Source organism: Pseudomonas subflava, from assembly GCF_023823685.1.
Lineage (GTDB): Bacteria > Pseudomonadota > Gammaproteobacteria > Pseudomonadales > Pseudomonadaceae > Aquipseudomonas > Aquipseudomonas subflava.
The window spans coordinates 143,796-167,397 of record NZ_JAMXBF010000009.1 but is presented as its reverse complement, the minus strand read 5'-3'; the positions used below and the strand labels follow the sequence as shown (position 1 = coordinate 167,397).

The 23,602-nt window shown below is 66.1% G+C and carries 23 protein-coding genes and 1 riboswitch; of the genes, 13 read left to right on the top strand and 10 right to left on the bottom strand.

Annotated features, from left to right (window positions below; all coding sequences use genetic code 11):
• Positions 1 to 2 precede the first annotated feature (2 nt).
• A complete protein-coding gene (locus tag NF616_RS14225) occupies positions 3 to 1,076 on the bottom strand; it encodes a 3-deoxy-7-phosphoheptulonate synthase (protein ID WP_252273950.1) in 1,074 nt (357 codons plus the stop codon).
• Between the two features lie 481 nt (positions 1,077 to 1,557).
• Between NF616_RS14225 and NF616_RS14220 the strand changes: the two genes are divergently transcribed.
• Genes NF616_RS14220 through cobF form a run of 3 tightly spaced genes read left to right on the top strand, consistent with a single transcriptional unit; the run spans position 1,558 to position 3,997 of the window.
• Positions 1,558 to 2,556 (top strand): magnesium chelatase ATPase subunit I, encoded by a 999-nt coding sequence (locus NF616_RS14220; protein WP_252273949.1) that lies wholly within the window; start codon positions 1,558 to 1,560, stop codon positions 2,554 to 2,556.
• Positions 2,481 to 3,248 (top strand): vWA domain-containing protein, encoded by a 768-nt coding sequence (locus tag NF616_RS14215; RefSeq protein WP_252273948.1) that lies wholly within the window; start codon positions 2,481 to 2,483, stop codon positions 3,246 to 3,248. Before NF616_RS14220 ends, NF616_RS14215 begins: the two co-directional genes overlap by 76 nt.
• A complete protein-coding gene (cobF, locus tag NF616_RS14210) occupies positions 3,245 to 3,997 on the top strand; it encodes a precorrin-6A synthase (deacetylating) (protein ID WP_252273947.1) in 753 nt (250 codons plus the stop codon). The genes NF616_RS14215 and cobF overlap by 4 nt, the downstream gene beginning before the upstream one ends.
• Before the next feature lie 155 nt (positions 3,998 to 4,152).
• Here cobF and NF616_RS14205 read toward each other — a convergent pair whose 3' ends face one another.
• A complete protein-coding gene (locus NF616_RS14205; RefSeq protein WP_252273946.1) occupies positions 4,153 to 5,766 on the bottom strand; it encodes an AAA family ATPase in 1,614 nt (537 codons plus the stop codon).
• Positions 5,767 to 6,914: 1,148 nt separating this feature from the next.
• On the opposite strand from NF616_RS14205, the gene NF616_RS14200 reads away from it, so the two are divergent.
• On the top strand, positions 6,915 to 7,487 hold the full coding sequence (locus tag NF616_RS14200; RefSeq protein ID WP_252273945.1) for a flavin reductase family protein: 573 nt from the start codon (positions 6,915 to 6,917) through the stop codon (positions 7,485 to 7,487).
• A gap of 4 nt (positions 7,488 to 7,491) precedes the next feature.
• On the opposite strand, the gene cobJ is transcribed toward NF616_RS14200, so the two are convergent.
• The 4 genes from cobJ to cobG are packed head-to-tail and all read right to left on the bottom strand — an operon-like array spanning position 7,492 to position 11,885.
• Positions 7,492 to 9,159, bottom strand: a complete 1,668-nt coding sequence (gene cobJ / locus NF616_RS14195; protein WP_434091894.1) for a precorrin-3B C(17)-methyltransferase — start codon at positions 9,157 to 9,159, stop codon at positions 7,492 to 7,494.
• 55 nt (positions 9,160 to 9,214) lie between these two features.
• Positions 9,215 to 9,958, bottom strand: a complete 744-nt coding sequence (locus NF616_RS14190; protein ID WP_252273943.1) for a precorrin-2 C(20)-methyltransferase — start codon at positions 9,956 to 9,958, stop codon at positions 9,215 to 9,217.
• Positions 9,958 to 10,584, bottom strand: coding sequence for a precorrin-8X methylmutase (locus tag NF616_RS14185; RefSeq protein WP_252273942.1), 627 nt, complete (start codon positions 10,582 to 10,584; stop codon positions 9,958 to 9,960). Before NF616_RS14185 ends, NF616_RS14190 begins: the two co-directional genes overlap by 1 nt.
• The gene (gene cobG, locus NF616_RS14180; protein ID WP_286675059.1) at positions 10,581 to 11,885 is read right to left on the bottom strand and encodes a precorrin-3B synthase; all 1,305 of its coding nucleotides are present in this window, start codon (positions 11,883 to 11,885) and stop codon (positions 10,581 to 10,583) included. The genes NF616_RS14185 and cobG overlap by 4 nt, the downstream gene beginning before the upstream one ends.
• Before the next feature lie 93 nt (positions 11,886 to 11,978).
• Positions 11,979 to 12,174, bottom strand: a riboswitch (cobalamin riboswitch).
• A 63-nt stretch (positions 12,175 to 12,237) separates the two neighbouring features.
• Here cobG and cbiE point away from each other — a divergent pair.
• From cbiE to NF616_RS14165, 3 genes are read left to right on the top strand one after another with little or no spacing between them, the layout of a single operon-like run.
• Positions 12,238 to 13,440 (top strand): precorrin-6y C5,15-methyltransferase (decarboxylating) subunit CbiE, encoded by a 1,203-nt coding sequence (cbiE, locus tag NF616_RS14175; RefSeq protein ID WP_252273940.1) that lies wholly within the window; start codon positions 12,238 to 12,240, stop codon positions 13,438 to 13,440.
• On the top strand, positions 13,437 to 14,159 hold the full coding sequence (locus tag NF616_RS14170) for a cobalt-precorrin-6A reductase (protein ID WP_252273939.1): 723 nt from the start codon (positions 13,437 to 13,439) through the stop codon (positions 14,157 to 14,159). Before cbiE ends, NF616_RS14170 begins: the two co-directional genes overlap by 4 nt.
• A gap of 8 nt (positions 14,160 to 14,167) precedes the next feature.
• Positions 14,168 to 14,881, top strand: a complete 714-nt coding sequence (locus tag NF616_RS14165; protein WP_252273938.1) for a (2Fe-2S) ferredoxin domain-containing protein — start codon at positions 14,168 to 14,170, stop codon at positions 14,879 to 14,881.
• Between the two features lie 132 nt (positions 14,882 to 15,013).
• Here NF616_RS14165 and ttcA read toward each other — a convergent pair whose 3' ends face one another.
• Positions 15,014 to 15,841, bottom strand: coding sequence for a tRNA 2-thiocytidine(32) synthetase TtcA (gene ttcA, locus NF616_RS14160; protein WP_252273937.1), 828 nt, complete (start codon positions 15,839 to 15,841; stop codon positions 15,014 to 15,016).
• Between the two features lie 85 nt (positions 15,842 to 15,926).
• Between ttcA and NF616_RS14155 the strand changes: the two genes are divergently transcribed.
• From NF616_RS14155 to NF616_RS14140, 4 genes are all read left to right on the top strand, one after another.
• Entirely contained in the window at positions 15,927 to 16,520 is a 594-nt protein-coding gene (locus NF616_RS14155) for a DNA-J related domain-containing protein (protein WP_252273936.1), read from the top strand.
• A 162-nt stretch (positions 16,521 to 16,682) separates the two neighbouring features.
• Positions 16,683 to 17,282 carry a Yip1 family protein gene (locus NF616_RS14150; protein ID WP_252273935.1) on the top strand — a complete coding sequence of 200 codons (600 nt, stop codon included), beginning with the start codon at positions 16,683 to 16,685 and terminating at the stop codon, positions 17,280 to 17,282.
• 134 nt (positions 17,283 to 17,416) lie between these two features.
• On the top strand, positions 17,417 to 18,088 hold the full coding sequence (locus NF616_RS14145; RefSeq protein ID WP_252273934.1) for a Yip1 family protein: 672 nt from the start codon (positions 17,417 to 17,419) through the stop codon (positions 18,086 to 18,088).
• 53 nt (positions 18,089 to 18,141) lie between these two features.
• The gene (locus NF616_RS14140) at positions 18,142 to 18,636 is read left to right on the top strand and encodes a SprT family zinc-dependent metalloprotease (protein WP_252273933.1); all 495 of its coding nucleotides are present in this window, start codon (positions 18,142 to 18,144) and stop codon (positions 18,634 to 18,636) included.
• 141 nt (positions 18,637 to 18,777) lie between these two features.
• Here the strand turns inward: NF616_RS14140 and NF616_RS14135 are convergent, their stop codons facing one another.
• On the bottom strand, positions 18,778 to 19,953 hold the full coding sequence (locus tag NF616_RS14135; protein WP_252273932.1) for a CaiB/BaiF CoA transferase family protein: 1,176 nt from the start codon (positions 19,951 to 19,953) through the stop codon (positions 18,778 to 18,780).
• 207 nt (positions 19,954 to 20,160) lie between these two features.
• Between NF616_RS14135 and NF616_RS14130 the strand changes: the two genes are divergently transcribed.
• On the top strand, positions 20,161 to 21,051 hold the full coding sequence (locus tag NF616_RS14130; RefSeq protein WP_252273931.1) for a DMT family transporter: 891 nt from the start codon (positions 20,161 to 20,163) through the stop codon (positions 21,049 to 21,051).
• Positions 21,052 to 21,228: 177 nt separating this feature from the next.
• Here the strand turns inward: NF616_RS14130 and cysK are convergent, their stop codons facing one another.
• Complete coding sequence (cysK, locus tag NF616_RS14125; protein ID WP_252273930.1) at positions 21,229 to 22,203, bottom strand: cysteine synthase A; 975 nt, start codon at positions 22,201 to 22,203, stop codon at positions 21,229 to 21,231.
• A gap of 133 nt (positions 22,204 to 22,336) precedes the next feature.
• Here cysK and NF616_RS14120 point away from each other — a divergent pair, with 133 nt between their 5' ends.
• A complete protein-coding gene (locus NF616_RS14120; RefSeq protein WP_252273929.1) occupies positions 22,337 to 23,410 on the top strand; it encodes a DUF748 domain-containing protein in 1,074 nt (357 codons plus the stop codon).
• Here the strand turns inward: NF616_RS14120 and NF616_RS14115 are convergent.
• Positions 23,400 to 23,600, bottom strand: a complete 201-nt coding sequence (locus NF616_RS14115; RefSeq protein ID WP_252273928.1) for a helix-turn-helix transcriptional regulator — start codon at positions 23,598 to 23,600, stop codon at positions 23,400 to 23,402. The two genes, NF616_RS14120 and NF616_RS14115, sit on opposite strands and share 11 nt — an antisense overlap.
• Between the last annotated feature and the right edge of the window lie 2 nt (positions 23,601 to 23,602).

The following is a 23,602-nucleotide window of genomic DNA, read 5'->3' as shown; positions in this document are numbered from 1 at the left end:
CCTCAGCGCCCCGCCCGCAGCCGCTCGGTCGCCTCGCGCAGCATCGCCTCAGTGCCACTCCAGCCCAGGCAGCCATCGGTGATCGACACGCCATAGCGCAGCTCGGCGGAAAGCGCCTGACAGCCATCGAACAGATGGCTCTCCAGCATCACCCCGCGCAGGCTGGCGTCACCGGCCAGGCGCTGGTCGAGCACGTCGCGCAGCACCGCCGGCTGGCGCAGCGGGTCCTTGCCACTGTTGGCGTGGCTGCAGTCGACCATGATGCGCGCGGCGATGCCCTGCTTCTCCAGGCTCGCCCGCGCCACGGCCACGCTGGCCGCATCATGGTTCGGCCCGCTGTGGCCGCCACGCAGTACCAGATGGGTATCCGGGTTGCCGTCGGTCTCGACCAGCGCCGGGCAGCCCAGGCCGTCCACGCCGAAGTGCTGGTGCGGGTGCGCCGCCGAGCGCATGGCGTCGCAGGCAATCGACAGGCTGCCATCGGTACCGTTCTTGAAGCCCACCGGTACATCCAGGCCGCTGACCAGCTCGCGGTGCACCTGCGACTCGCTGGTACGCGCGCCAATCGCAGCCCAACCCAGCAGGTCGTCGAAGTAGCCGGCCACCAGCGGCTGCAGCAACTCGGTGGCCACTGGCAGGCCGCGTTCGAGCATGGCCAGCATCAGCCGGCGCGACAGCTCCAGACCGCCGGCCATGTCGCCGCTGCCGTCCAGCTGCGGGTCATAGACCAGGCCCTTCCAGCCGATGGTGGTGCGTGGTTTCTCGACGTAGGCGCGCATCACCAGCAGCAGCTGGTCGCTCACCTCGGGAGCCAGTGCGGCCAGGCGGTCGGCGTATTCGAGGGCGGAAATCGGATCGTGCAGGGAACAGGGGCCGACGACGACCAGCAGGCGCGGATCGGAGCCGTCGAGCACGGCGCGGATGGCCTCGCGCTGGGTCTGTACCTGGCTGGCGAGAGCGGCGGACAGCGGCAGGCGCTGACGCAGATCGGTTGGGCTCGGCAGCGGCGTTGCGCGGCGGCGAGTGGTGGATGGCGGCACGGCTTGTGCGCGCAGAGCGGTAACGGAAGCATTCATGGCGGTGGTCCTCGCCCGGCGTGGTCTCATGCCACGCGCGGCACGCTATCTGGGTGTTCGACTGGAATCTCGGTGGTGCGCGGCAGCGCTGCTAAATCGCCAGGCGGAGTTGCGGTAGCTGCGGTAATAGGCGGTGTAAGCGGTCATGTTTCGATCCTCTGTGTGCATCGTGTTGGCCTTGTGGGCCGAAAAAACAAAAACCCCGGTCGGGTGGCCGACCGGGGTTTCGTGAAACTGACTGGTGGCAACCCTTTGCTCTGGGGCGCCTGTGGGGTATCAGGCGCGCCGCTGGCTAAACCAATACCCATAAAAGAAATAAGCGACGGCCTCGACCTGCGCGCGCACGCCAGCCACGCCGACAGCGGCGGAGCGAACGAGGCGGTTCAGGGAAGGACGAGACGACATGCTGATCTCCAAAACGATGGCTGCCACGCTAACCGATCGACCCGCCTACTTTCAACCTTTGATCCGAGGTAACGCCATGCAGCCCCATTTCCCCCTTGCCGCCGTGGTGGCCGCCGACGAGCTCAAGCTGGCGCTGTGCCTGGCCGCCATCGACCCGGCCCTGGGCGGCGTGCTGATCGAGGGCCCGCGCGGCATGGCCAAGTCCACCCTGGCCCGCGGCGTGGCCGACCTGCTCGACGGCGGGCGCTTCGTCACCCTGCCGCTGGGCGCCAGCGAGGAACGCATTGTCGGCACCCTCGACCTGGATGCCGCGCTCGGCGAGGGCCGCGTGCGCTTCTCCCCCGGCGTGCTGGCCAACGCCCACGGCGGCGTGCTCTACGTCGACGAAGTCAACCTGCTGCCCGACCACCTGGTCGACCTGCTGCTCGACGTGGCGTCCAGCGGCATCAACCACGTCGAGCGCGATGGCTTGTCGCACAGCCACCCGGCACGCTTCGTGCTGATCGGCACCATGAACCCCGAGGAAGGCGAGCTGCGCCCGCAACTGCTCGACCGCTTCGGCTTCAAGGTACAACTCGGCGGCACGCCCGAGCCGACCCAGCGCGCAGAGATCATCCGCCGCCGCCTGGCCTTCGACGACGCGCCCGAAGCCTTCCTCGCCCAGTGGCAGAGCGAGCAGGACGCCCTGCGCCAGCGCTGCATGGATGCCCGCCAGCGCTTGAGCACAATCGCCCTGGACGACGCCAGCCTCGACGCCATCGCCCAGCGCTGCTTCGCCGCTGCCGTCGACGGCCTGCGCGCCGACCTGGTGTGGCTGCGCGGCGCCCGCGCCCATGCCGCCTGGCGTGGCGCCAGCCGGATCGAAGCGCAGGACATCGACGCCCTAGAACCCTTCGTCCTCGCCCATCGCCGCCGCGAACACACGCCACCGGCCGCAAGCCAGCCGCCTGCGCAGAACCAGGCCCAGCAGCCCTCTCAACAGGAGCAAGGCGAAGGCCAATGGGGCGCGCTGCCACCGCAGGCCGTGGCGGTCGGAGAACGGCGCGAGCCGCCCCGCTTCTCAAAAAAGCCCTGAGCATCCGCCCGCGCCAGGCCACAGGCGCGGATGCCCTACCCCAACCCGGCCAGGCCCAAGGCGGACGCAGCGGCGCACGCGGCACTGGCACGCCCACGCGTATCGACTGGCCGGCGACTCTCGCCCACGGCCGCCCGCGCCGCCGCGCCGATCTGCACTGGCATGCCCGCCACCTGCGCCCAGGCGAGCTGTGGCTGGTGATCGTCGACGCCTCGGCCAGCACCCGCCGCCATGGCGCCCTGGCCCAAGCCAAGGGCCTGCTTGCCGAGCTGTTCGCCAGCGCCTACCGCCAGCGCGCGCGCCTGGCTGTGCTCGAAGCCGGCGGCGCGCAGCCGCGCTGGCTGTGGCAGGGACAAAAGGCATCGCCTGAACTGCACGCCTGGCTGCACCAGCTCGGCGCCGGCGGCGGCACCCCGATCATCGAGGCCCTGCAACTGGCTACTCCCTGGCTGCTGCGCCGGCAACGCCACATACCAGGCGAACAGCAACGCTTGCTGCTGCTCACCGACGGCCGCCTGCGCGACTGGCCGCAGCTTACCTCGCTGCCCTGCCCCGGCCTGCTGCTGGACATCGAGCGCGCGCCCATCCGCCTCGGTCGCGCCCGCCAGCTGGCCAGCGAGCTGGGCGCCGACTACCACCATATCGACGAACTGGCGCCCGCAAGCCGCGCGCCCACCTGGAACAGACCATGAAAGAACTGCTGCTAGTCGGCATCGGCGCCGGCGACCCGGACTACATCACCCAACAGGCGCTCAAGGCCCTGCGCCGCAGTGATGTGATCTTCCTGATGGACAAAGGCCCGGCCAAGCACAAGCTCAACGCCCTGCGCCGGGAAATCTGCGAACGCTTCCTGGGTGGCCACAACCCACGCTTCGCCGAAGGCCAGCAGCCGGAACGCGAGCGCGACACCACCGACTACCGCGCCAGCGTGGACGAGCTGAACCGCGACAAGCAGGCGGTATTCGAGCAGCTGATCGACGAGCAGATGAGCGATGGCGAGACGGCCGCCTTCATGGTCTGGGGCGACCCTTCGCTGTACGACAGCAGCATCCGCATCATCGAATCCATCGCTAGCGCGCGCAGCGACCTCAGCTATGACGTGATCCCCGGCATCACCAGCCTCCAAGCCCTCACCGCCCGCCACCGCGTACCGCTGAACCAGATCGGCCGCGCCGTGGAAATCACCACTGGCCGCCTGCTCGCCGAGGGCTGGCCGCAAGGCGTGGACAGCGTGGCGGTGATGCTCGATGCCAAGGACACCTACCTAGGGTTTGTCGGGCAGGGGCTGCATATCTATTGGGGGGCGTATGTGGGGACGGCGGATGAGATTCTGATTGCTGGTCCGCTGGATGAAGTGGCGGAGCGGATTGCCGCGACCCGCGCGGAGGCGCGGGAGAGGAATGGGTGGATCATGGATAGTTATTTGTTGAGGAAGAGCTGATTGGCACAGCTGTGAACAAAGCTGTTATGAGCTGCGCGTCCGGCACCAGTCTGCCAGATGCAAGCATTGAAGGTGCATTTATGTTCATGCTTGCTAGAGTAGCTGGGCCGCAAAGAAGGGATTCGAATGAGGCAGGCTCAGCGACCTCAGCAACGTTATGCAATTAGATCGTCCGGGAAAGTACCAAGCAAGGTGCGGACAAGGTTTACCGCTTCCGAATCGCGCGCAAGTAGGTTACGAACCGCAGCCTCATACTGGGTGCGATTAGTGAAATTTAGCGCTTTAGCAATAGCATCGAGAGCAGAGGACTCTCGAATAGGATACCTCTGCAAAACACCCACGAAATCAGAGGCAATAATCAATGCCTCAATCCGTTTTGATTCATCCTCGAGGCACTTGCCGAAGTCGACTTCAACGGTACGTTTACCTCCCGCTACAACCTCCCCCTTCTTGGGCAGAAGTGAAAAAACTTCAGTGCGTGCCGATTTTTCAGCGATCCGGGCGCTGAGATGGCCAGCGCTATCAGCGATAGCTCTGATGGCATCGCTATTTGCTTTCACAAGCTTCTCCGTCAAATCACCGCCTACTACGGAAACAAGCCTCTCACCTGCTAGCTTCTGTACTTCGGGGTGGTAGTAGATGGACTCAACCGAATAAACATTCAGAACAAATAAGCCTTTACTTTGTAAGTCTGCGATTCGCTCAGGCTCAGAAGTATCGTTATCCACCAGACCAAACGGCTTGACCCAGTGAAGCTCAGCCGCACCTTTTATTCCAACAACCGCATTCTCTACCTCTCGGCAGCTGGCCTTCGCTACAATTGAAGCATTTGGGAACAGGAGACTGTAAAGCGGCTTATCAAGGCTGCGCTCAGCCCCCTCGACAAATACAACTTTCCGACGCTCACCCAAGATTGTTTGTTTCAGATCGTCATCAATTCCCGTATTTCCCTCTAGCAAATCTACATCGTAAGACTCGACTCCGTCGCCCTGATATATGCAGGCACGTGTCAGCAAGACTTGTGATTCTGGGTTGTCCACTGGAAGTAATGGCTCATGCGTGGACACGATGAAGGCGCAGTCTGGCCTTTCCTTTAGTAGAAGTGAGAGAAGCGGGGACACAATCGAACGGTGCAGGTGTCGCTCTGGCTCGTCAATGAGGAGCAGCGTTCCTGTAGGCACGGTAAGAACATTGGCTGCAATAAGAATCGCGTTGCGCTCTCCGTCGGAAAGTTTGGCAATGCTGTAAGGCTTGCTGCCACCGCGGGTGGCCATGATCTCGTCGTTTGCTTCGATGGACACAACGATGTCGAGATTTGCAAGTCGCAGCAGCCGGTTCAAAGTCAAAAATGCGCCCTCTTTAGCAGAGAGCGCTTCTACTTCGTCTATCTTTCTTGCATCGACGGCCCGAGTGATCTCGCGAGCACGTACGTTCTCAGAGTTAACCAAGTCGTAGATGGCCATATGAGCGCGCTGCTCCGAATAGTCATCCATCCAGCGCGAGTTCAACTGCTTATCGTAATGAAACACAGCATTTTCATAGCTTGCGCGTTGTGTGCCAGTGAATTCTGGCGATCCAGATCGAAACCAAGTTTGACGGTGGGCTGTGATGCGCCGTGTATTCTCTCTGCTAGTCGATGAAAATGTCTGCATAAGACTCGACTTTCCCGTGCCATTTGCACCGAGTAAAAAAAGCATTTGCCCAATGTTTACCGTCAGCTGCAGAGGGCCTGTGGACTTGCCTGTTTGAATTGAAAACGAGAATGACATGTTAGTTATCCGTGACAATTTGACTATGTACTTCTATGGAGTTGCCTTCGCCGGGCTGATATTCGGAGTCGTGCCTGCAGTCAATCCGTGTGAAGCGCTGCTTTATCATTCAACTTGATCGTAGAGAGGTTGAGGCTGGACAACAACCTGCCTCGTATCCCCCTGCACAACACCTCTACTCGGCCTCCTGACGGGGATTCAGCTCCGAGTTGCTTGATGATTTGTCTAAGCGCTACGCGCCCGAAGAGAGGTAGCAGGACTCGCTTTCGTAGGGTGGTCTCGCCGCAGGCAGCCCAGCACATCGGAACGGTGTACTGCCCTTCGGGCGAGGGGGTAATCAGGGACAGACCACGTTTGCAACCGAAGCATAGGATCTGAATCGCAACACTTTCCTCGGCGGAAACTACAGATTTCGCCTTGCACGGCGAGTCACTTTCTCTTTGCTCGCGCGAAAGAGAAAGTAACCAAAGAGAAAGCGCGCCCGGCATCCGGGTCTGGCCTACGGCCAGAATCCCCTCCCTCCGGTGCCGCTCCGGGGCCGGCGTACAAGGGGCGTCCTTGCCCCTTTACGCCTCTCGCCGCATCCATGCGGCTCGTCCCCCTGCGCAACACCTTCACTCGGCCTCCTGACGGGGTTCGGACTCCGAGTTGCTTGATGATTTGTCTATGCGCTGCGCGCCCGAACGGAATTAGCAGGAGTCGCTTTCGTAGGGTGGTCTCGCCGCAGGCAGCCCACCACACCGGAACGGTGTACTGCCCTTCGGGCGAGTAACACCCTACAGAAGCAACACCGCATCCACAGGCAACTCCCCGCCCCTTCAGGAGGGTGAGCGCAATCGTTGTGTAGAGGGGTGAGCCGCATGGATGCGGCGAAAGGCGTAAAGGGCCATGGATGGCCCTTGTACGCCGACCCTCGGAGCAATGATGGAGCGAACGAACCCGGAGCGAAGCGCAGGGCCGGATGGCGGGGCAAGCGTTTTTGCTTACTTTTTCCGCGCCTGGAAAAAGTGAGTCGCCCGGGTGGGCGAAACCAGAAACGTCAGCCAAAGCAGCAACCGGCCAACGTACAAACCGAAAGCCAACACAGTTGCCGAACCCCAGCCCAACAAGCGAGCATCGGTCCCAAACTCGCAGTAAGGAACCACCCCATGAATCCCCACCAAAAGCAGGTAGACCTAGCCAAGGCCTACCGCCTCCTCAACCACGGCCCAACCGTCCTGGTCTCCGCCCGCCACGAAGGCGTCGACAACGTCATGGCCGCCGCCTGGGCCTGCGTCTTGGACTTCGCCCCACCCAAGCTCACCGTGGTGCTCGACAAGGCCACCCGCACCCGCGCACTGATCGAACGCAGCGGCCGCTTCGTCATCCAGGTACCCACCGCCGCCCAGCTGCAGCTGACCAACCAGGTCGGCAACCACAGCCTCAAGGAGGATCCGGACAAACTGGCCAAGGCCGGCGTCGAGCTGTTCGACATGCCCGGCCACGACCTGCCCTTCGTGCAAGGCTGCTCGGCCTGGATGGCTTGCGAGCTGATCGCCGAGCCACACAACCAGAATGCCTACGACCTGTTCATCGGCGAAGTGATAGGCGCCTGGGCCGACGAGCGCGTATTCCGTGACAGCCACTGGCACTTCGAGGACGCCGACCCGGCCTGGCACAGCCTGCACCATGTGGCCGGCGGGCACTTCTACGCCATCGGCGAAGCGTTGAAGGCCGTGTAGGCCTTCAGTCCTGCGGGTACCAGCGTGGTGTGTAGACCCACTCGCCGCCACCCTGGCGCGGGAAGCGCCGGGTCTGGCTGGAGCCGATGATCACTAGGGTACGCATGTCCACCAGTTCCGGGGTCAGCTCGCCGAGGGTGAGCACGCGCAGGGCCTCGGCCGGGCGGCCGATGTCGCGGCCGAGCACCACCAGGGTCTGCGGTTCGCGATGCTGGCGCAGCAGGTCGAGGGCGCGGCCGAGCTGCCAGGGGCGCGCCTTGGAGATCGGATTGTAGAAGGCCATGGCCAGATCGGCAGCCGCCGCGTGCTGCAGGCGTTTCTCGATCACCGCCCAGGGCTTGAGGTTGTCGGACAGGGAGATCAGGCAGAAGTCATGGCCCAGCGGTGCGCCGGCACGAGCGGCAGTGGCCAGGGCGGCGGAGATGCCGGGCAGCACTTCCAGCTCGACGCCCTGCCAACCTGCATCGCTGGAAGCCTCCAGCGCCTCCATCACTGCAGCGGCCATGGCGAACACGCCAGGGTCACCGGAGGACACCATCACCACCCGGCGGCCCTGTGCGGCCAGTTCGAAGGCATGGGCGGCGCGCTGCAGCTCCTCGCGGTTGTCGCTGGCATGCAGGCACTGGCCGGCGCGATAGGGGCCGGCCATAGTCACGTAGGTCTTGTAGCCGAGCACATCCTCGGCCTCGTCCAGTGCACGGCGCACGGCCGGGGCCAGCAGCTCGGCGCAGCCGGGGCCGATGCCGACCACGCTGAGGCGGCCACGCGGGCGACCAATGGCGACAGCGGCTTGCGGGCTGTCGGCCAGATGCAGGCTCAGCCCCGGCGCCTCGTAGCAAGCTGGCGGCAGCGCCGTGTTCAGCTCGATGAAACGCAGCGGCACCTTCAGCTCGGCGGCGGCCTGTTCGGCGAACGGCAGTGCGCGCCCCTCGCCCTCGACCAGCAGCGCGGCCAGTGCTGCCTCGGCCAGGCCGGCCTCAGCTAGCACGGCGCGCAGATGAACAGCCAGCTCGGCAGATGGTTCGGTGCAACGCGCCAATAACAAGCGCGGGTGAATCAGCAACGCATCGTCGCCACTGGCGGCGGCCACATCGATACGCAGGCAGCGCTCGCCCTCAGCATGCAGCGGCAAGTTGGCCTGCTGCAGCCAAGGCGCCTCGCCCTCGACACGCAGACGCGCGCCACCGAGCAGGTCGCTGACCAGGCGCTTGCCCTGCTCCAGATCGGCCAGGGCATAGCCTGCTGGCGGGTCGAGCAGGCAGGTGCCGAAGCGCAGCTCGCCGCTGGTGGTGATGGCCGGCGCCACCGTCAGCCAGTCGCCCAATTCGCGGGCCAGGCGGTTGACCCCAGCCAGGCCGCCAAGCAGCGGCACCACGGCGCTGCCGTCTTCAGCCAGGGCCAGCACCGGTGGCTCCATGCCTTTCTCCACCAGGGCCGAAGCCAGGCTGCGAATGACGATACCGGCGGCGCACAGGGCGATGATCGGCGTGCCGGAGCGGTACAGGGTGCGCAGGTGTTCGGCGAATTCGCGGTAGCTCTCGTCGGCCTCGTCCACCCGCCCGGCCAGGCCGTGGATGCGTGCCTGGGGGTAGAGTTGCTGCACGCGGCGTGCGGTGGCCAGCGCCGAGGCGCCGAGAATGACGATGGCAGAAGCCTGTAGCCCGGATGTAATCCGGGGCGGGGCGGTTTCCCGGATTGCATCCGGGCTACGCGAATCGCGAGTGTCTTCAGCCACGCCACTTCTCCCCCGGCACCAGGATCATCGAGAAGTACGGCGAGGCCAGCGGGTCGACCTCGTCCAGCGGCACTATGTGCTGGTTGTCCATGGTCGCGCGCTCCACATAGTGGGCACGCTCGGCCAGGCCGAGGCGTTGCAGCACGCGGCGCACCTTGTCGAAGTTGCGACCGAGCTTCATCACCACGGCGGCCTCCGCGTTGCGCAGGCGCTGCTCAAGCTCCTCTTCCGGCAGTACGCCGGAGAGCACGCTCAAGGATTGGTTGCGGTACACCAGTGGCGTGCCCAGCACCGAGGCGCAGCCGAGCATGGAGCACACACCGGGCACTACCTCGGCCTCGTACTGCTCGGCGAGGCGGTCGTGCAGGTACATGTAGGAGCCGTAGAAGAACGGGTCGCCCTCGCAGATCACCGCCACGTCGCGGCCGGCGTCCAGCTCGGCGGCAATCTGCACGGCGCAGGTGTCGTAGAAGTCGGCGATCACATCCTCGTAGGTCAGCGGCGGCTCGAGTTTCTCGGTGGTCACCGGGTAGACCAGCGGCAGGCGGCGCTGCGCATCGGTCAGGTGCTGTTCGATGATGCCGAAGGCGTTGCCGCCCTGACCCTTGCTGGCCTTGGCCTTGGCCACGAAGTAGCCCACCACCGGGGCAGACTGCAGCAGGCGCAGGGCTTTCAAGGTGATCAGCTCCGGATCACCGGGGCCGACGCCGAGCCCGAGCAGACGTCCCTTGCGCATCACTCCACCTCCGTGGCCAGGGCGTTGACCGCGGCGGCAGCCATGGCGCTGCCGCCACGACGGCCACGCACGATCACGTAGGGCACGCCGCGGCTGTCGGCGGCGAGCATGTCCTTGGATTCGGCGGCGCCGATAAAGCCCACCGGCATGCCGAGAATCAGCGCCGGTTTCGGCGCGCCGGCGTCGAGCATTTCCAGCAGGTAGAACAGTGCGGTGGGGGCGTTGCCGATCACCACCACGCTGCCTTCCAGGTGCTCGCGCCAGTGTTCCAGCGCGGCCGCCGAGCGGGTGTTGCCCAGATCGCGAGCCAGCTGCGGCACGTCCGCTTCGTTGAGGGTGCAGATCACCGGGTTGTTGGTCGGCAGGCGCGCGCGGGTGATGCCCTCGGCGACCATGCGTGCGTCGCAGAGGATCGGCGCGCCCTTGGCCAATGCCGCGCGGCCGGCGGCGCCGGCTCCGGGCGAGAAGCGCAGGTCCTGCACCACGTCGACCATGCCGCAGGCGTGGATCAGGCGTACGGCGAGCTTTTCCAGGTCGGCCGGGATGGCACTTAAATCGGCCTCGGCGCGGATGGTGGCGAAGGACTGGCGATAGATCTCCTGACCATCGCGGATGTAATCGATCATTCGGAGTTTCCTGCGGCGAGGTGCTCGCCGGCTTGGTCGATATCGAGAGACGTCGCCAGCAGGTGGCCGAATCCGGCCAGGCCCTGCTCGCGGCGATAGAGGTCGTAACGGCCGCCGGGCTGGGCCAGCAGCGTGTAGCGCGCGATATGCGCGGCGGCGCAGCTGCGCGGGCAGCCGCACAGGTGTACCTGCGCCGGGCCGTGCGGGCCCAGGTGCGTGGCCAGGCGCAGGGCATCGGCCTTGGTGTCCGCCGCTGCCTTGGCGCAGCCAGCGCTGCCGCTGCAGGCGAGCATGCGTGCCAGTGGCGCGCGGGCCTCCAGGAGCAGGCCGAGATCGCTCATGGCCTGGGCCACGGCTGCCTGGCGCGCGGCGGGTACATCCGGCAGCAGCACGCCTTGCCAGGGGGTGAAGCGCAGCTCGCCGCTGCCTTCGGCATCCGCCAGGTCGGCCAGGGCTTGCAGCTGCTCGGCCTGCAACCGGCCAAGCGGCGCGCCGGCCAGCAGCATCACCCGATCCGGCTGGGCCTGGGCATGCACGCCAAGCGGTGCTGTATCCGATGCTTGGCTGGTGAAGCCCGGCGTCACGCTCTGGAAGTCGAATGAAAGACGGGCGAGGAAGACCTGCGCCGGCAGCTCGGCTAGCAGCTGGCGCATGCGCGTGTGTTCGCCGGCCAGTTCGAGGAACAGCCGCAGCAGCGCTTCTACCAGCTGCACCGCCTGATCCACCGCGACCACGCCCAGCGCATCGCCACGCGGGCAGCCGGCCAGACCGAAGGCCAGCTGCGTGCCGCCAGGCAAGGCGCTGAGACAGATATCGTGCGGGTGGTCGAGCATGGCCAGGGCCTCGCCGCCATCCAGCTGCACGGCAAACTTGGGCGACAGGTCGCGGAACGCGGGCACGTCCTGCAGCAGCGCCAGCAGTTGCTCGGCCAGCGGGCGGGTATCGAGATGGGCCGCCTGATCGCGGCCGGCGGCGGGGCTGATCAGCACATTGCGTACATCGTCGGCATCCGCGTGACGTGGGCCTAGGCCGGCGTCGAGCAGCTGCTGCACCAGCGCGCCCTGAGACTCCTCGCGCACACCGCGAATCTGCAGGTTGCTGCGGTTGGTCAGCTCCAGCACGCCGTTGGCATGGTTTCGCGCAGCCGCCACCACCGCGTGAGCCTGGACGCTGCTGAGCAGGCCACCGGGCAGCTTGACCCGGCAGATGCCACCATCTTTCGCCGGCACGACGCGCCACAGCCCCGGGCAGGCGGAGGGCCGGGGAACATGCACAGCGGCGGTGGAGGAATCGGGCTTCAAACGGTCACCGACAACGAACGACGCGGCGACCGAACCAGCGGAACCCCAGCAAAGGGATTCCTTGGCATCGGTACACCCCGCCCGATGTTGGCACTCGCGACTGCGTCGTCGGCAGGTCTCCTGGCTGACAGGTCGTCATCGCTGCACGGCCTTCCCGATTGCTCAGTGGCGTGTGTGTGGAGCGACTCGCTGCTTACAGTTGCGGGGGCAGCCACGGCTTGAACCGTGTTCCCTCTTAGGCCCGCTGGTTCCTCTGAAAGAACCGGGCACCGACGAAGGCGCTATTATGCCCGCTTTTAGCGGCACCGGGCCAAGCCCGCGCGTCGCCCCGCAAGGCATTTAGGAGACACAGATGACGGCCTGGCTGACGGTAGTGGGCATCGGCGAAGACGGCTATGCCGGCCTGGGCAAGGCAGCGCGCCGCGCGCTGCTGGCGGCCGAGTGCATCGTCGGCGCACCGCGCCAGCTCGACCTGCTGCCGCCGTGCATCCGCGCCCCGCGACAGAACTGGCCGAGCCCCTTCACCCTGGAGCCGGTGCTGCAACGACGCGGTACGCCGACCTGCGTGCTGGCCAGCGGCGACCCCATGCTCTACGGCGTCGGTGCCAGCCTGGCGCGCCAGCTGGATCAGGGCGAGATGCTCGTGCTGCCGGCGCCCTCCTCCTATTCCCTGGCCGCCGCGCACATGGGCTGGCCGCTGCAGGACATCACCCTGCTGTCGGTGGTGGCGCGCCCGCTGGCCAACATTACTGCGCATCTACATCAAGCCCAGCGCCTGCTGATCCTGTGCAACGACGGCAACAGCCCGACTGCTATCGCCGCCCTGCTGCGCGAGCGCGGTTTCGGCGCCAGCCGCCTGAGCGTGCTGGAGCATCTGGGTGGCCCGCTGGAGCGGCGTATCGATGGCCTGGCCGCCGACTGGAATATCGACCAGGTCGCCGCGCTCAATCTGCTGGCCGTCGAATGCCGTGCCGATGCTGGCGTGCAACCGCTGCCGCTGACCATTGGCCTGCCCGACGACGCCTACCGCCACGACGGCCAGCTGACCAAGCGCGACGTACGCGCCATCACCGTCGCCCGCCTCGCGCCGCGCCCCGGTGAGCTGCTGTGGGATGTCGGCGCCGGTTGCGGCTCGATCGGTATCGAGTGGCTGCGCAGCCACCCGAGCTGCCGGGCCATCGCCATCGAGGCCAACGAGGGTCGCCAGCAACTGATCGCGCATAACCGCAACGCCCTCGGCGTGCCACAACTGCAGCTGGTGGCCGGCGCAGCACCGGACGCGCTAGCCGGCCTCGACTTCCCCGACGCCATCTTCATCGGTGGCGGCGTCACCGTACCCGGTGTGCTGGAGTTGTGCTGGCAGGCGCTGAAACCCGGCGGCCGGTTGATCGCCAATGCCGTGACCCTGCAGAGCGAGGCGATGCTGGTGGCCTTCCGCGAACAGCACGGCGGCGAGCTGACCCGCATTGCCTTGGCCCAGGCCCAGCCGCTGGGCGACTTCGACACCTGGCGCAGCGCCCTGCCGATCACCCTGCTGCAAGTGCACAAGCCGTGACCCGCGTGCTGCTGCTCGGCGGTGTCGGCGACGCGCTGCGCCTGGCCCGTCGTCTGGGCCCCGAGCACCTGTACAGCCTGGCCGGGCTGGGCAAGGTGCCGGAGGACCTGAACTGCCAGGTGCGCGTCGGCGGCTTCGGCGGTGCCGAGGGCCTGGCCGACTTTATCCGCGCCGAGGGCTTCGACCTGCTGCTGGACGTCACCCATCCCTATGCCGCCCGGATCAGCGCCAATGCCGCCGTGGCCGCACGCCTGGCTGGCGTGCCCTGCTGGGCGCTGCGGCGTCCCGGCTGGCAGCCGCAGCCTGGCGACGACTGGCGCGAGGTGGCCGACTGGGCCGCGCTGATCCAGGAGCTGGCGCCCTTCGACAAGCCCTTCTTCACCCTCGGCCGCGAGCCGCTGGCGCATCTCGTCGAGATTCCCCCACACCAGCACTGGACCCTGCGTCTGCTCGAGGCCCAGCCCGAACATCCAAGTGCACGCTGCATCGCCGCGCGCGGCCCCTTCACCCTCGAAGACGAACGCGCGCTGTTCGCCGCCGAGGGCTTCGATGTGCTGGTAAGCAAGAACAGTGGCGGCAATGCCACCGAGGCCAAGCTGCAGGTCGCCCGCGAGCGCGGCCTGCCGGTACTGCTGCTGCAACGCCCGCAACTGCCCGAGGTGGAGCGCAGCTTCGCCAACCCCGATGACCTGTGGCAGGCGCTGCAGCCGCTGCTTTGAGAACTCCGATGAAGACCGAAACCTACGCCCGCGTACTGTTCGCCGGCCCCGACCTCGACCATGGCAGCCTTGCCGAGCTGACCCGCCGCCAACTCACCGAACAGTTCGGCGCCACCGTGCTGGGCGATCTGTTCGATACCGACGTCGGCTATGACGCGCTCTGGGAGCAGGTACGCGACTGCCTGAGCAGCGAAGCGCTGCCGCTATTGGTCGTCGATCTCGACCCGCTCGGCGGCAGCCCTCAGCTGGACTGGCTGCGCGGCGAACTGCAGGCACTGGCCGGCGAACGCGCCGACCGGTTGTTCGTCTGTGCCGGCAATGCCGAGGAGGTGGCGGCCCTGGCCGAGCTGATCCAGCAGCCGGACAAACATCTGGGCTGCGTGGACGTGCCGCAGCTGCCGGAATCGCACTCCTGGTCATGCATCCCGCCGCACCGCTATCGCGTGCTGCTGTGCAACGGCCCGCGCTGCACCCGCCGCGGCGCCCTGCCCTTGTGGAAGCTGCTGCGCGAGGAGCTGAAGGCGGCCGGCCGCCTGGAGACCGAAGATGGCGTGCATATCACCCGTACCCAGTGCCAGTTCCCCTGCGACCAGGGGCCGACCCTGAGCGTCTACCCGAGTGGCGAGTGGTACCGCATCCGCGATGCGGCCGAGGTGAAGCGCCTGGTGCAGGAGCGCTTCGTCGAGGAGCGTGCGGTGCCTGAATTGATCATGCGTGCATGATCTTGCAAGGCATGTAGGGCGGGTGAAACCCGCGCGGTGCGATTACGCGGGTTCACCCGCCCTAGCCATGCCCGCGCTGGGAGAGATCGCCCTCTCCCCAACCCTCTCCCATGATGGGAGAGGGAGCACCACTCACAGATTCATCACATCGAGGAAGCGTGGCGTGGCGCTGTCGTCGATCTTAAGGGTCTTGAAGTCGAACAGCTCGCGGTCGGCCAGCTGCGACGGCACCACGTTCTGCAGGGCGCGGAACATGATCTCGGTGCGGCCCGGGCTCTTGCGCTCCCAGTCCACCAGCATTTCCTTGACCACCTGACGCTGCAGGTTTTCCTGCGAGCCGCACAGGTTGCACGGGATGATCGGGAATTCCTTCATCACCGAGTAGGCCTCGATGTCCTTCTCGTTGCAGTAGGCCAGCGGGCGGATCACCACGTTGCGACCGTCGTCGGACAGCAGCTTGGGCGGCATGGCCTTGAGCGTGCCGCCGTAGAACATGTTGAGGAAGAAGGTCTCGAGGATGTCGTCGCGGTGGTGACCGAGGGCCATCTTGGTCGCGCCGATCTCGTCGGCGTAGGTGTACAGGGTGCCGCGGCGCAGGCGCGAGCACAGGGAACAGGTGGTCTTGCCCTCCGGGATCTTCTCCTTCACCACCGAGTAAGTGTCCTTCTCGATGATGTGGTACTGCACGCCGATGGATTCCAGGTAGGCCGGCAGCACGTGCTCGGGGAAGCCGGGCTGTTTCTGGTCCATGTTCACCGCGACGATCTCGAACTTGATCGGCGCCACCTTCTGCAGGTACAGCAGCACGTCGAGCATTGTGTAGCTGTCCTTGCCGCCGGACAGGCAGGCCATCACCTTGTCGCCATCCTCGATCATGTTGAAATCGGCGATGGCTTCGCCGACCTGGCGACGCAGGCGCTTCTGCAGTTTGTTCTGGTTGACCGAGAGGGTGCTGGGCATGGTGCGGCGAATCCGGGGTGAAGGCGAAAAGCCGGTCATTTTACGCACAAAGGCCGCCGGCGGCAGCCCGTGTTAGGCTCGGCCGATGAATAACGACCTCGACCCCGGTCTCGATCTGGCCGACCAACTGCTCGAGCTGCTGCGCGCCGCGCCCGCGGGCATCAGCGAGTTCCAGCTGATCCAGCAGCTCAAGGCCCGCCATTCCACGCACATTCCCAATCTCGGCCTGGCCGACAAGCTGGTGCTGTTTCGCACCCACTTCCTGCTGTTCAACGCGCTGTACCTGTTGCGCGAGCGCCTGTGGGGCCGCCAGGAGGCGCACCTGCAGATCAACCCGCTGTGCGTGCAGCTGCAGCCATGGCATAGCGGGGGCGAAGGGCTGGCCGAGCACGACCCGCTACGTGACTATTATCTCAATCTGAGCAATCTGCGTGACACCACCGAGCGCGACGTGGAGAAGCTGCTGGCCAGCTTCTGGACGCGCATGCAGGGCGGCGAGGAGAAGCGCGCCGCCCTCGAGCTGTTCGAGCTCGAGGGCGACCAGCCGCTCAATCTCGCGGCCGTCAAGCAGCGTTATCGACAGTTGGTGAGCCAGCATCACCCGGACCGCGGCGGCAGCACCGAACGCCTGCAGTCGATCAATCTGGCGATGGAAATACTGCAGCGCTATTACGGTTGAATGGCAGAGAGCGATTCGCTCTAAAGCCACGGCTCACGCGGCCTCCAGCCTTCCCCTATACTGCGGCATACGGTCGCACCAATCGGCCCGCACCCGGCAGCGCTGAACACGCGCGCCGGGCGCTCTCCGGAGCGATCGACAATAACAAGAGGAGGTGTCTGCATGATCAACCATGTTTGGGGGCTCTTCACGCATCCCGATCAGGAATGGCAGGAAATCCGTGGGGAAGAGGAAAGCATCAGCCACATGTACCTGACCCACGTCCTGATTCTGGCCGCCATCCCCGCGATCTGCGCCTATTTCGGCACCACGGAGGTGGGCTGGCGAATCGGCAGTGGCGAGGCGGTGAAGCTGACTGCGGCCAGCGCGCTGCAGATGACCATCATGTCCTACCTGGCGATGATCGCCGGGGTCGCCGTGATGGGCGCGTTCATCCACTGGATGGCCCGCACCTACGATTCCAACCCCACCTTCACCCAGTGCGTCGTGTTCGCCGCCTACACCGCCACCCCGTTGTTCATCGGCGGCGTCGCCGCGCTTTACCCGAGCCTGTGGCTGGGCATGCTGATCGGCACGGCGGCCATCTGCTACACGGTGTACCTGCTCTACGCCGGCATTCCGACCTTCATGGGCATTCCGCAGGACGAAGGCTTCATGTTCTCCAGCTCGGTACTGGCCGTGGGCCTGGTGGTGCTGGTGGCGATGATCGCCTGCTCGGTGATTCTCTGGGGCTTCGGCGTCGGCCCGGTCTACACCACCTGATTTCGCGAAAACCGAACGAGGCCGCCCGAGGGCGGCCTTTTTATTTGCCCGCCTCAACGGACAGGAAAGTTGAACCCTGACGGCACTCGGTGCGCTCTAAGGCTGTATTGCCGCCAGAAGAGGAGCGAATGCCGATGACTCCGCACTTTCTCAACCTGTTCACCCACCCGGACGCCGCCTGGCGAGAGATCCGCCAGGAAGAGGAGCAGCACTCCTCACACTACCTGGGCCATCTGCTGCTGCTCGCACTCATTCCGGCCGTCAGCCTGTATATCGGTACCACCGAGGTGGGCTGGAGCCTGGCCGGCGACGAGCGGGTCCGCCTCGACCAGCGCAGCGCCCTGCTGCTGTCGCTCAGCGTCTATGTCACCGCACTGCTGGGCACGCTGATCATGGGTGGCTTCGTGCGCTGGATGTCGCGCACCTTCGAAGCCCGCCCCTCGTTCAATCAGTGCATCGGCTTCGCCGCCTACACCGCTACGCCGTTCTTCCTGGCCGGCCTGGCGTCCGTCTATCCGAGCCGCTGGCTGGCGGTGATTGTGCTGGGCCTGGCCTGCGCCTATTCCACCTTCCTGCTGTTCGTCGGCCTGCCGACCTTCATGCGCCTGCGCCAGCAGCAGGGCATCGTCTACGCCGGCTCGGTCTGGGCGGTCGCGGTACTGTCGATCGTCACTCTGCTGGTATCGGCCGTTCTGCACTGGCACTACTATCTGGAGCCGGTCTACGAACGCACCACTCCGGATCAGGGCTATCCGGTGCGTGACGAGCGGCCGACCGTGGAGCAACAGCAACTGGGTCGCGACTGACGCGACCCAGTTGCTGGTTTGGGGATGGCGAGCGATACGGCATAATCGCCGCCATGCCCGAACTGCTCCATGCCCGCGTCGAAGCCTGCTACCGGCTCGCCGAAGACTTCTTCAAACGCCCGTTCCCCCGCCCCGAGGTCAGCTTCAGGCTGCGCGGCCAGAAGGCCGGCGTCGCGCACCTCCACGAAAACCTGCTGCGCTTCAATCCGAAGCTGTACGAGGAAAACCGCGAGCATTTCCTCCAGCAGACGGTGGCCCACGAAGTCGCCCATCTGGTGGCGCACCAGGTGTTCGGCCCGCGCATACAGCCCCATGGCGAGGAATGGCAGCTGATCATGCGCGGCGTCTACGAGCTGCCGCCGGATCGTTGCCACAGCTACGACGTCGGCCGGCGCAAGGTCACCCGCTACCTCTACCTGTGCCAATGCCCGGACGGTGAATTCCCCTTCTCCACCCAGCGCCATAACCTGGTGCGCAAGGGCCGCCGCTATTTCTGCCGCCGCTGCCGGGCGACGCTGGTGTTCAGTGGCGAGCAGCGGGTCGAATAGCCCGACTACGCATCGTAGGGGCGGGTACAACCCGCGAGTGACGTTGCGTCGGCTTCACCGCTCTACCTGGCTAAACGGGCACAGGCGTAGCCCGGATGCAATCCGGGAAACAGGCAGCTCCGCTCCCGGATGGCATCCGGGCTACCCCAGCGCCTTGCTCGCCTTAAGCGCAGCAATCTCACCCTCGTCAAAACCCAGTTCGCGCAGCACCTCGTCGTTATGCGCACCCACCGGTGCGCCGATGTGGCGCGGCGGTGCCAGGCCTTCGGAGAAGCGGATCGGGCAGGCGATCTGCCGCTGCGCGGCCCTGCCCTCACGGGGAACCTCGGTGACCACGCCGCGTGCCTTGAGCTGCGGATGCTCGACTGCCTCGGACAACTTCAGCACCGGCTCGATGCAGGCGTCCACTTCGGCGAAGCGGCGCTGCCATTCGGCCAGGTCGTGTTTTTCCACCTCGACGGCAATCTGGTCCTTGAGCCGCTGCTGGTCCTTCGGCGACAGGCCGAGCGCGGCCAGCTCCGGGCGGCCGAGTGCAGCGCAGAACTGCTGCATGAACTGCGGCTCCAGGCTGCCCACCGACAGCCAGCGGCCGTCGCGGGTGCGGTAGTAGTCGTAGAAGCTGCCGCCGTTGAGCACCTGGTTCTGCATGTCCGGCTCCACGCCGCCGGCCAGGTAGCCGGCGCCGGCCATGGCATGCAGGCTGAAGGCGCAGTCGGTCATGCTGATGTCCACCTGCTGGCCCTGCCCGGTGCTCTGCCGTGCGATCACCGCCGCAAGCAGGCCGATCACGCCATGCAGGGAGCCCCCGGCAATGTCCGCCACCTGCACGCCGAGCGGCAGCGGGCCGCTGTCGCGGCGTCCGGTGTAGCTGGCCAGGCCGCTCAGGGCCAGGTAGTTGAGGTCGTGGCCGGCGCGATCCCTGTACGGTCCGGTCTGGCCGTAGCCGGTGATGGAGACATAGATCAGCCGCGGGTTGAGCGCCTTCAGCGCCTCGTAGCCGAGGCCGAGCTTATCCATCACGCCGGGGCGAAACTGCTCGAGGACGATGTCGTACTCGGCCACCAGGCGCTTCACCACCGCCAGCGCCTCGGGCTTCTTCAGATCCAGCGCCAGGCAGCGCTTGTTGCGGTTGAGGTAGGCGTGACTGGTGGAGACGCCATCCACATGCGGCGGCAGCACACGCACCAGGTCCGTGCGGGTCGGCGACTCGATGCGCAGCACCTCGGCGCCCATGTCCGCCAGCAGCAGCGAGGCGAAAGGCCCTGGCAGCAGGGTGGAGAAGTCGAGAACCTTGAGCGAAGACAGCGTGCCTTTCATGGCGGCATTCCTGTGCAGTGATTCGGTGGTCGAGGCCGTGGCACCGGCGAGTCGGTGGCAGATTAGGCCCGCCCCGCGCGGCGCTCAATGACCCGAGCGCTCGGCACGATTGACCCCAGCGGCCACTGTACCGGCACTTTGAAAGCCAGCTGCGGATTGCGACTTGCCGGCGGCGGCGTAAGCTGACGGCTCCCGCCTGGAGCCCCCATGAGACCCGCCGACCTGTCCCGCCTGTTGCTGCTCGCCGCCATCTGGGGCGCCAGCTTCCTGTTCATGCGCATCGCCGTGCCGGTGCTGGGCAGCCTGCCGACCGCCTTCTTCCGTGCCAGCCTCGGCGCCCTCGGCCTGCTGGCCCTGCTCCTGCTGCTGCGCCCCGCCTGGGACTTCAAGGGCGCGTTCCGCACCTGCCTGGTACTGGGCGTGATCAACGCCGGGCTGCCATCGGTGATGTACTGCCTGGCGGCGTTGGTGCTGCCGGCCGGCTACTCGTCGATCTTCAACGCCACCACGCCGCTGATGGGCGTGCTGATCGGCGCGCTGTTCTTCAGCGAGGCGATGACGGCGAGCAAGGCCGCCGGCGTGGCGCTGGGCCTGTTCGGCGTCGCCGTGCTGACCCGCACCGGCCCGGTGGCATTCGACCTGCCGCTGCTGCTGGGCGCCGCCGCCTGCCTGGTGGCCACGCTCTGCTACGGCTTCGCCGGTTTCCTCACCCGCCGCTGGATCGGCCATCTAGGCCTGGACAATCGCCTGATCGCGTTCGCCAGCCTGGTCGGTGCCAGCCTGTTCCAGCTGCCGCTGTTCGCCGGCAGCCTGGCCTGGCAACCGCCCACCGGCTGGGGCGGACCGGAGGTCTGGCTGTCGCTGGCCGGCCTGGGCCTGGTGTGCACCGCCTTCGCCTATGTCCTGTACTTCCGTCTGCTGGCCGACATCGGTCCGATCAGGGCCTCGACTACTACTTTCCTGATTCCGCCCTTTGGCGTGTTGTGGGGTGCGCTGCTGCTCGGCGAACCCCTGAGCTGGGACTATCTGCCGGGCTGCGTGCTGATCGGCGCGGCGCTATGGCTGGTGGTGCGGCCGAGCGCGCCGGCCAGGGCATAGCCTGGGAAACCAGCGCTTATTCCCTCTCCCCGCCCTCTCCCACTCGTGGGAGAGGGGTGAGAGCCGATCCGCCATCAAGCAAAAAGCCGCCCGAGGGCGGCTTTTGTACATCCGTAGCCTGGACTTCAGTCCGGGAGACGCTCCCGGACTGAAGTCCGGGCTACGGCTGATGCCGTTCTATTGCTGCAGTTCCTGATCGGTGAACAGATCGCTGAACAGCATGCTCGACAGGTAGCGCTCGCCCGAGTCCGGCAGGATCACCACCATGGTCTTGCCCTGCATCTCCGGCTTCTCGGCCAGGCGCACGGCGGCGGCCATCGCGGCGCCGCAGGAGATGCCGCAGAGGATGCCCTCTTCCTGCATCAGGCGCAGGGCCATGGCCTTGGCCTCGTCGTCGGTGATCTGCTCGACACGGTCGACCATCGCCAGGTCGAGGTTCTTCGGCACGAAGCCGGCGCCAATGCCCTGGATCTTGTGCGGGCTGGGCTTGATCTCCTCGCCGGCCATAGTCTGGCTGATCACCGGCGAAGACACCGGCTCGACCGCCACTGAGAGGATCGGCTTGTGCCGCTGCTGCTTGATGTAGCGCGATACGCCGGTGATGGTGCCGCCGGTGCCGACGCCGGCGACCAGCACGTCCACCGCGCCGTCGGTGTCGTTCCAGATCTCCGGGCCGGTGGTCTTCTCGTGGATGGCCGGGTTGGCCGGATTGTCGAACTGCGACGGCATGAAGTACTTGGACGGATCGGAGCTGGCGATCTCGGCAGCCTTCTCGATGGCGCCCTTCATGCCCTTGGCCGGCTCGGTCAGCACCAGCTCGGCGCCGAGCGCCTTGAGCACCTTGCGCCGCTCCAGGCTCATGGACGCGGGCATGGTCAGGATCAGCTTGTAGCCGCGGGCGGCGGCGACGAAGGCCAGGCCGATGCCGGTGTTGCCGGAGGTCGGCTCCACCAGGATCATGCCCGGCTTGAGCACGCCGCGGGACTCGGCGTCCCAGATCATGCTGGCGCCGATGCGGCACTTGACGGAGTAGCCAGGGTTGCGGCCCTCGATCTTCGCCAGGATGGTCACGCCCTTGGGACCCAGGCGGTTGATCTGCACCAGCGGGGTGTTGCCGATGGATTGGGCGTTGTCGGTGTAGATGCGGCTCATGGTCCTTGTCCTTGTCGATAACCCGGGCCAGACAGCCTAAGCCCGCCGCCGAGGATCGTCCAGCGCAGGTCGGTCGAACTCCGCGGTGCGCTCGGCAGTCCACCAGAGACACTCGCTGCGACGGACGCCGCCCATGAAACGCCGCTACAGCATGCCTTTCTATGTCCTGCTCGGTCTCGCCGCCCTGGTGCTGGCGCTGCACCTGGCTTTGCCCTACCTGATTCGCGACTACCTGAACGAAAAGCTCGCCGACATGGGCGACTACCGCGGCCACGTCGTCGACGTGGACCTGGCCTGGTGGCGCGGCGCCTACCGCATCAATGGCCTGACCATCGACAAGGTTGACGGCGACGTGCCGGTGCCGCTGCTGGACGCGCCGGTGATCGATCTCGCCGTCAGCTGGCACTCGCTGTGGTACGACCACGGCGTGGTGGCGCGGGTACTCTTCGTGCGCCCGCAGCTCAACTTCGTCGATGGCGGCGAGCGCCCCGAGGACACCCAGACCGGTGCCGGCGTGGACTGGCGCCAGCAGCTGGAAAAGCTGCTGCCGATCACCCTCAACGAGATCCGCGTGGTGGACGGCCAGGTGACCTTCCGCAACTTCACCTCGCAGCCGCCGGTGGACCTGCAGGCCGACGACGTCGACGCCAGCCTCTATAACCTGACCAACGTCGCCGACGAGAACGGCGAGCGGGTGGCGCGCTTCGAAGGCCACGCGCTGCTGCTGGGCCATGCGCCGCTGGAGGCCACGGCAGTGTTCGACCCGTTCGAGAATTTCGAGGATTTCGAATTCCGCGTGCGTGCCACCGACATCGAACTGCGCCGCCTCAACGATTTTTCGTCGGCCTACGGCAAGTTCGACTTCAACGCTGGCAGCGGCGACGTGGTCATCGAGGCCAACGCCGATGAGGGGCAGCTCAGCGGCTACATCAAACCGCTGCTGCGCGATGTCGACGTGTTCAACTGGCGGCAGGACGTGCAAAACGAGGACAAGGGCTTCTTCCGCTCGATCTGGGAGGCCCTGGTCGGCGGCAGCGAAACGGTACTGAAGAACCAGCAGAAGAACCAGTTCGCCACCCGGGTCGAGCTGTCCGGCAGCGTCAAGGATCAGGACGTCAGCCCGTTCCAGGCCTTCCTGGCGATCCTGCGCAACGGCTTCGTCCAGGCCTTCAACGCGCGCTACGAGAACACCCCGCCTAGTTCGTGACCTCGTCGCTGAAGATCGACTCGATCGGCAGGCCGAACAGTCGGGCGATGCGGAAGGCCAGCGGCAGGCTGGGGTCGTACTTGCCGGTCTCGATGGCATTGACGCTCTGCCGCGACACCTCCAGGCGCTGGGCCAGTTCCGACTGACTCCAGCCGCGCTCGGCGCGCAACTCCTTCAGGCGATTGTGCATGG

What these genes read in the sequence shown, in the direction of transcription:
- NF616_RS14115 (WP_252273928.1), bottom strand. Translation starts at nt 23,600, where the DNA reads ATGCACAATCGCCTGAAGGAGTTGCGCGCCGAGCGCGGCTGGAGTCAG.
- NF616_RS14150 (WP_252273935.1), top strand. Translation starts at nt 16,683, where the DNA reads ATGATCAACCATGTTTGGGGGCTCTTCACGCATCCCGATCAGGAATGG.
- NF616_RS14165 (WP_252273938.1), top strand. Translation starts at nt 14,168, where the DNA reads ATGAAGACCGAAACCTACGCCCGCGTACTGTTCGCCGGCCCCGACCTC.
- NF616_RS14185 (WP_252273942.1), bottom strand. Translation starts at nt 10,584, where the DNA reads ATGATCGATTACATCCGCGATGGTCAGGAGATCTATCGCCAGTCCTTC.
- NF616_RS14205 (WP_252273946.1), bottom strand. Translation starts at nt 5,766, where the DNA reads ATGTCATTCTCGTTTTCAATTCAAACAGGCAAGTCCACAGGCCCTCTG.
- cobF (WP_252273947.1), top strand. Translation starts at nt 3,245, where the DNA reads ATGAAAGAACTGCTGCTAGTCGGCATCGGCGCCGGCGACCCGGACTAC.
- NF616_RS14130 (WP_252273931.1), top strand. Translation starts at nt 20,161, where the DNA reads ATGAGACCCGCCGACCTGTCCCGCCTGTTGCTGCTCGCCGCCATCTGG.
- cbiE (WP_252273940.1), top strand. Translation starts at nt 12,238, where the DNA reads ATGACGGCCTGGCTGACGGTAGTGGGCATCGGCGAAGACGGCTATGCC.
- NF616_RS14220 (WP_252273949.1), top strand. Translation starts at nt 1,558, where the DNA reads ATGCAGCCCCATTTCCCCCTTGCCGCCGTGGTGGCCGCCGACGAGCTC.
- NF616_RS14190 (WP_252273943.1), bottom strand. Translation starts at nt 9,958, where the DNA reads ATGCGCAAGGGACGTCTGCTCGGGCTCGGCGTCGGCCCCGGTGATCCG.
- NF616_RS14135 (WP_252273932.1), bottom strand. Translation starts at nt 19,953, where the DNA reads ATGAAAGGCACGCTGTCTTCGCTCAAGGTTCTCGACTTCTCCACCCTG.
- NF616_RS14140 (WP_252273933.1), top strand. Translation starts at nt 18,142, where the DNA reads ATGCCCGAACTGCTCCATGCCCGCGTCGAAGCCTGCTACCGGCTCGCC.
- NF616_RS14155 (WP_252273936.1), top strand. Translation starts at nt 15,927, where the DNA reads ATGAATAACGACCTCGACCCCGGTCTCGATCTGGCCGACCAACTGCTC.
- NF616_RS14200 (WP_252273945.1), top strand. Translation starts at nt 6,915, where the DNA reads ATGAATCCCCACCAAAAGCAGGTAGACCTAGCCAAGGCCTACCGCCTC.
- ttcA (WP_252273937.1), bottom strand. Translation starts at nt 15,841, where the DNA reads ATGCCCAGCACCCTCTCGGTCAACCAGAACAAACTGCAGAAGCGCCTG.
- NF616_RS14145 (WP_252273934.1), top strand. Translation starts at nt 17,417, where the DNA reads ATGACTCCGCACTTTCTCAACCTGTTCACCCACCCGGACGCCGCCTGG.
- NF616_RS14225 (WP_252273950.1), bottom strand. Translation starts at nt 1,076, where the DNA reads ATGAATGCTTCCGTTACCGCTCTGCGCGCACAAGCCGTGCCGCCATCC.
- NF616_RS14120 (WP_252273929.1), top strand. Translation starts at nt 22,337, where the DNA reads ATGAAACGCCGCTACAGCATGCCTTTCTATGTCCTGCTCGGTCTCGCC.
- cysK (WP_252273930.1), bottom strand. Translation starts at nt 22,203, where the DNA reads ATGAGCCGCATCTACACCGACAACGCCCAATCCATCGGCAACACCCCG.
- NF616_RS14215 (WP_252273948.1), top strand. Translation starts at nt 2,481, where the DNA reads ATGGGGCGCGCTGCCACCGCAGGCCGTGGCGGTCGGAGAACGGCGCGA.